4 protein-coding genes are annotated in these 5,896 nt (G+C 42.4%); all 4 read right to left on the bottom strand.

Annotation, left to right across the window (positions count from 1 at the left end):
• Positions 1-154 precede the first annotated feature (154 nt).
• Genes H2245_RS11895 through H2245_RS11880 form a run of 4 tightly spaced genes read right to left on the bottom strand, consistent with a single transcriptional unit; the run spans position 155 to position 4,902 of the window.
• Positions 155-1,192 (bottom strand): spore coat U domain-containing protein, encoded by a 1,038-nt coding sequence (locus H2245_RS11895; protein WP_182407628.1) that lies wholly within the window; start codon positions 1,190-1,192, stop codon positions 155-157.
• Positions 1,189-3,645, bottom strand: coding sequence for a fimbria/pilus outer membrane usher protein (locus H2245_RS11890; protein WP_182407627.1), 2,457 nt, complete (start codon positions 3,643-3,645; stop codon positions 1,189-1,191). The genes H2245_RS11895 and H2245_RS11890 overlap by 4 nt, the downstream gene beginning before the upstream one ends.
• Positions 3,596-4,357, bottom strand: a complete 762-nt coding sequence (locus H2245_RS11885; RefSeq protein ID WP_182407626.1) for a molecular chaperone — start codon at positions 4,355-4,357, stop codon at positions 3,596-3,598. The genes H2245_RS11890 and H2245_RS11885 overlap by 50 nt, the downstream gene beginning before the upstream one ends.
• A 5-nt stretch (positions 4,358-4,362) precedes the next feature.
• Entirely contained in the window at positions 4,363-4,902 is a 540-nt protein-coding gene (locus H2245_RS11880) for a spore coat protein U domain-containing protein (RefSeq protein WP_182407625.1), read from the bottom strand.
• Positions 4,903-5,896: the final 994 nt, after the last annotated feature.

Raw genomic sequence — 5,896 nt, 5'->3', positions numbered from 1 at the left:
GAGGCTTATTGCATTATATTGATTTCGTTGAGCACTAATAGGTATATATAGGGTTTGTAAATAATCTATTTAAAACAGATGATAATCGATTCTATTAAACTACTTATATCTAATTACCTTTCAAAATATTTTATTCATACTCGAGCTTTTATTATCAATAATATACAGTCACGGTCACGATATCAGAGTAAGTAGCTGGTTTGACGTCAGTATTTGGCACAGTAACATAGACAATATATGATTCAAGCTCTCCACTTCCATCATCAGAAATGGCATTTCCGTTATTAGTAGTCATATTACCCCATGGGTTTTTAGTCATACCTGGCTTGGAGCGCAATTGATAAGAGATAGTGTCCAAGCTACCTGTACTGCTCATAACGCCAGCACCATTTGTATTCTTATTAGAAGGAGTTAGTCCTATGTAATAAGGCATATCTTTTGTGCAGGTGATAGCGATATTATTGTTACCAGTAATATCAGTTGTGCCTGCTATATTATTGCCTAGTTTTATATCGGGTGCTGCATTGATAACACAGCTAGAAATAACAGTGGCTTTTACTTTAAAGGAAAATTGGACGCGCTTGTCACTGATTTTTGAACAATCAGGTATACGTGAGTCAGAACTAGAATCTATCGTCAATTCGGCATGGCTACCATTAAAATTATTGGTATAGATTCCTTGTTTAACCTGACCATTTTTCTCTCCTGGTATTAGAGAGACAGTGATAGGCACCTGACGTGAGATATTTTTTTGACCTGCGAGAATATAGATTGGTTCAGAACTATATTCAGTACCCTTATTTTGACGACGATCTCCCCAAATTATGCCACCCGGTAACTTCATATTAAACGCTAACTTGTCACCAGATGCAGATATCATATAACGCGGAACAATATTGCCGGGTTTATCGGCGCCGCCATCGGCTGCAAGGCAAACGGATATGTATCCAGCAGTATCACCTGCATTATCGCAGCTGTAGTTCAAGGTGCCAGTAATACTGGCATTATCTGCGCTTGCAGGCGTAATCTCATCAAGGTTAACAGAACCATTATTCATGTTTGCGGTACAAGTCACACTGATATCTGCCTGCGCGTTAGTGGGCATTAACCATAGCGCACTGCACAAAATAATAGGCAGCAATAATAAGCGATAACCGTAATGAAACAATATCATATCAAATGGCATTATCATTTTTTTGTCTCCTGACAGGTAAAGGGTCCAATAAGCGGAATCTCATCGCCTTGCTTGATGTAGTCGAACTCAACGGTACAGATGGTATCGGTCGGGGTGGTCACTTCGAGCACATTACGTTCATCGAGCGTGTCCAGATAAACCTCTCCATCAAAACCAACGACGGTCGGCGGCACATCTGTATTGGTGAGCTGGCGTACCTGACTGCCAAGCGGCAGCGGTTCGTTAGCACTGTCTACTAAGATAACCGATGCTGAGCGTACCGGAGTGATACCAAAAGTGACGAGGATACCAGCGCGGTCAGTAGGCGTGGCATCAATGCTCACTTTATCAATACGCATATCAGCAGGCAGTTGCAAGGGGTCAATGGCGATTTTATTATTTTGATACGCATTGAGTGGTGATATTAATAACAGACCACGACGATTGGTGCTACCAATGAGGTTGTTTTGGAGTAAGACGGGCACATCTGCGATACCGTCAGTAGAGACCACCGCAAAACCGCTATTAATTTGGCGAGCAGCAAACACGCCACCGCCCATCTTAACCAAGGCTCCGGTAGCACTGGCATAGCTTGAGTATTGACCGTTATTACTACTAATGCTTGCTTGCGCTCGACCATAACGTCCAAGGTAATTCAGCTCGACAGCCCCACTTGTATTATTGTCGTTACTGGTCGCATCATCTAAACTGCGTCGAGCTTGTGTGCGCCACCCGAAGCCACCGATACTGGGCGCTGAACGTGAGACGTCTGTTGCGACAACGGTATTGTTTTCAGTATGCTGCAGATTGCTATTGAGTGAGATATTGTTATTCAGTGAAAATGAGGCGCTAAGAGAGGCGCTGTTATTAGCAGAGTCATTGAGATCATGGTTATAGTTGGCGCTCACATTGAACCTGCGACCAAACGACTTCGACCAATAGGCACTCGCAAATCGCCCTGTCTCTTTCTCTGCCTGCGTCACTTGATTATAACTAAATCCAAATCGACCAAAATCTTGGGTACTATAACCTGTCGATAGCTGTTCGCTACGGCGTGCCAGTGCAGAGCCATATTGGGTACCCACATCGCGATACGTGCCGTTTGTACCCGTCGCACTGAGCCCAATATTAAAGCGGCGGTTATTCCAAGAATAGTTGGTACTGTATTGCATACCAACGTCATCTTGGCTTTTACTGCCTGCTAATGAGGCAAATAAAATACCGCCCGCACGACCTAATAACCATGTGCCCCCAACGCCGGTATTGGTGAGACCTTCACTAATCTCTGCATGGGTCTCTGCGCTAAAGCGGTCACTAATGCCACGACGCCAGGTGCCAGTCGCCACAATAGCATCGCCATAATCAAATGAACGGTTGCCATAATTCTCACGTACTGTCCCAAGCTCAAATGACCAGTCAGAAAGCCCCGGCTGCAACAATCGGTGCGCATCATATAAAGAAAAATTCAAGGTTGTGCGTTGTCCTAAGGCATCGGTCACGACCAGCTGCGCATTACCTACCCCACTAAAGCTAGGCGTAGTATTCAACTCAAAAGGTCCGGCAGGCACATCACCGCTGTATTGCTTCAGACCGTTCACGTACAGCTCTACCGCTGATGGCAGCGTAGCAGAACCAAAAAAAGACGGCAGCGGTGTCGTTGAGCGATAGGGTTGCAAATCAAAATTGGTGCCAATCTGTAAGCCGCCCAAACGCGTCGACCGTGTCCATGACAGCGCCCCTGTGAGGATATCGCCTGCACGAACGGTAATCAGCTTGTCAGGATAAGAGCGGCTCCAACTGGAGTCCAAGCGCACAACTTTGCTGTTCCAGTCGCCGTTATCATGCGCGCTACTGGTAGAATGATTGGCAGTCGCGAGCGCAGTCGAGCTGAATACACCGCTATCATTAAACGCGCGCAGTTCGGTATAAGCACTAAAATTTTTAATGCTATTCTGAGATTGGCTACCATAGAGGTTGTAATTTAATAACATGCCGGGAGAGACAGAGGGTTTTGGACGGTTATTTGTGCGAGTATTCAGGACGGTAGCGTCCAAATTGAGCATACTCAGAGGGGCAATAAGTTTTAAAGTTTGTCGCCGTGCATCATAATCAATCTTGAGCTCAGGCAGGCTGTTAAGCGCTATCGGTTCGGTACTGTTAGGCGGCACAATAAAGCCAAGCTGTTGCAGAATGGCTGCACTGGCTAAGAGCTGATCATCACGGAAATAGAAATGAACCAAGCCTGAACTGGCGCCATTAAGGATAACGTCCAGATACAGGTCAAGGCTAGAGTCATCATCAGGATTGTAGCTGTCTAGATTGAGCTGAGACAGTCCATCATCGGTAATGTCTGTAGAAGCAATGTCATTTATTTCTACAGCGTGGCTAGCAGATACCGCCACACCGTAGAGCAGAATGATTTTAGCGAGTGGCAGTGCCCATCGTGACGTTTGGAGTCGTCTGAGTTCCATTGAGCATAACCTTGAATTTACCACCGGTCGTTAGTGTAGATGGCGGTACTTTCAATATCCAGTTCATAGTCGCACCGGGTAACACATAACCCAGCAGACCGGGATTGATAACTGTACTAGTGCCAGCACTATCCGTAAAGCTCAACCCAGCCAACTGGGCATGGCTATTGCCCCTATTACTGACGCGGAGGGTTATATCTTTGCCATTCGGTTGCATATGCGTACTCCACTGCAACTGCGGACTGGTCTCAGCTACTCCAACAGGCTGCACAAATACTGGTAGTGAGTAACTCAACGCAAATTGTAAGCCTATCGTTTGAGTAACAGACTTAATGGGTATCTCATTGATCAAAATCCGGTAAGCATCCTCTACAGCGCCTGTACCTTGCGGTGGTGCCTTGGCACGGATAATACGGATAAGTTGCTTTTCGCCCGGTTTAAGTTTAATCATTGGCGGACTGGCCAATAAGCCTCGTGAAGGAGTAAGCTGATCGCCTTTTTCATCCTGCAACCACTGGTACACCCGCACTTGCGCCTGTACCATGTCATTACTAGAATTACTAAGCGTCAGACCACTGGCGCTCTCCCGAGCTTGTAAGCTCAAAGAAATGGGAGATACCTGCAGACCACTTGCTACTGCCAAATTAGAAAACAGTAGCAAGTTAAAAATAAGCGCATATTTTAAAATATGACGTAAATGTATATTTAGCATAAATATCAGTATAGGACTTTAACAGTAACATTATCATTATAGAGACCTACTGCATTGTTTTCCGTACTACCTTGCACTGTTGCATATACAGAATGATTGGTTGCTGTAGTTAAGCCCTTTCCTGTGTCAGATACACTATTACCTACTGTTCCTAAAACCCCTGTATTGCCCCAAATATTGGTACCAGCATCATCAGAGTATAGTTGATAAGCAATTTTTTCTGCTGATAAAGTGGCATGTGTCATATCGCCCAAACCGTTAGGATTTTTGTTTGACGGCTCCAAGGTAATAATGTAAGGAGCTGCCTTAGAACAGTTCACAGCAATAGCTAGTTTAGACTCTTTATTAGCGGTCGGCACTACACCTGCAGCAACACTTCCGAAACTAATATCGTTAGCACCTACGCTTGTTGCTATGTTGCAAGCAGATGTAACTGTCATATTTACTGCAAACGCGCCTGTTTTTTCACCTGCATTCGCAGACATAGCAGCAAATCCACCAAGGGTAAGAATTGTAGCGGTAAGTAGGGTTTTATTAAAAGTCATATTCATTCTCCAGTGAGGTTAGATCTCTTAGTTTCTTAATAGAATATAAGGTTATAGCTCATGAGAGCTTTACCTCTAGAGTCTTATAAGCCCGACATTATGCTTTTTTGTAGTATCTAGTCTACTAACATTATTTAGTTACCTTGAGCTAACATAATATTTACTCGCAGAAACCTAATTATTGTAATTTGAAATATTTAATTACAATAATTATACACTAATTTATCTTCTTCATATTTGTTTAATTAAACATTTATCGTCCAAATAATATTATAGAATCACTTTAACTTGACTGTTAAATAGAAGCGATAGTCAAGATTCTTACTAAAGTTCTAGTTTTTTGGATAAATGAGAAGAGCTAATTTTGTCAATATTTTGGATACTAAGTTAATAAATAAAGCTATTGGGATTTTTCCTCATCTACCTTACTATTTTTGAGATTGCTTAGGGAGGTTGCAACTGACTACCGCTGCTTTTTTAAATATAAAAGATGAAAATATTCTATTGTAAAAAAATAGACTTTAGTTTGCCTTAAGCAATTGATACTGTAAGTAAAGTGTTACAAAATTGAACCACCTCTGAACTGTCGAGCTGAAAGAGCACGATAATCACGAGGTAATTTAGTTTAAGTATTGATGGTGAACGAGAGTCTTATTTATTCATAGACTCAAATCTCTACATAGCAATATTCTTCAACACTACCGCAGTCAGCTGACATGGGCATTTAGCTGTTTTTTTAGACGTTAGAATAACTGTGACTGAACTCTAGCAGACTGCTGACAATCTTACGCCGCTACCCTAAATACTGGATGGTCTTAATAATACAAATTTTTAATCGCTTATTACTTATCTTTAACAAATAGTAAAACTATAATGTTAAGTATAACGCCTCTGAGACATACCCATAAAACGTTATAAATCAGTTACTTAATATTAATAATAGACTTTAGATGTCACAGTAGGAAAGTTAGTGTTAACGTTTAAAAATTTCATT

Source organism: Psychrobacter sp. GP33 (assembly GCF_014119005.1).
In the GTDB taxonomy this organism is placed as follows: domain Bacteria; phylum Pseudomonadota; class Gammaproteobacteria; order Pseudomonadales; family Moraxellaceae; genus Psychrobacter.
The sequence above is the reverse complement of the archived record's forward strand: the minus strand, read 5'-3'. Positions and strand labels throughout refer to the sequence as shown.

Excerpts from the sequence above, each read along its gene's own strand:
- H2245_RS11890 (WP_182407627.1), bottom strand. The coding sequence starts at position 3,645 with ATGGAACTCAGACGACTCCAAACGTCACGATGGGCACTGCCACTCGCT.
- H2245_RS11885 (WP_182407626.1), bottom strand. The coding sequence starts at position 4,357 with ATGCTAAATATACATTTACGTCATATTTTAAAATATGCGCTTATTTTT.
- H2245_RS11895 (WP_182407628.1), bottom strand. The coding sequence starts at position 1,192 with ATGATAATGCCATTTGATATGATATTGTTTCATTACGGTTATCGCTTA.
- H2245_RS11880 (WP_182407625.1), bottom strand. The coding sequence starts at position 4,902 with ATGACTTTTAATAAAACCCTACTTACCGCTACAATTCTTACCCTTGGT.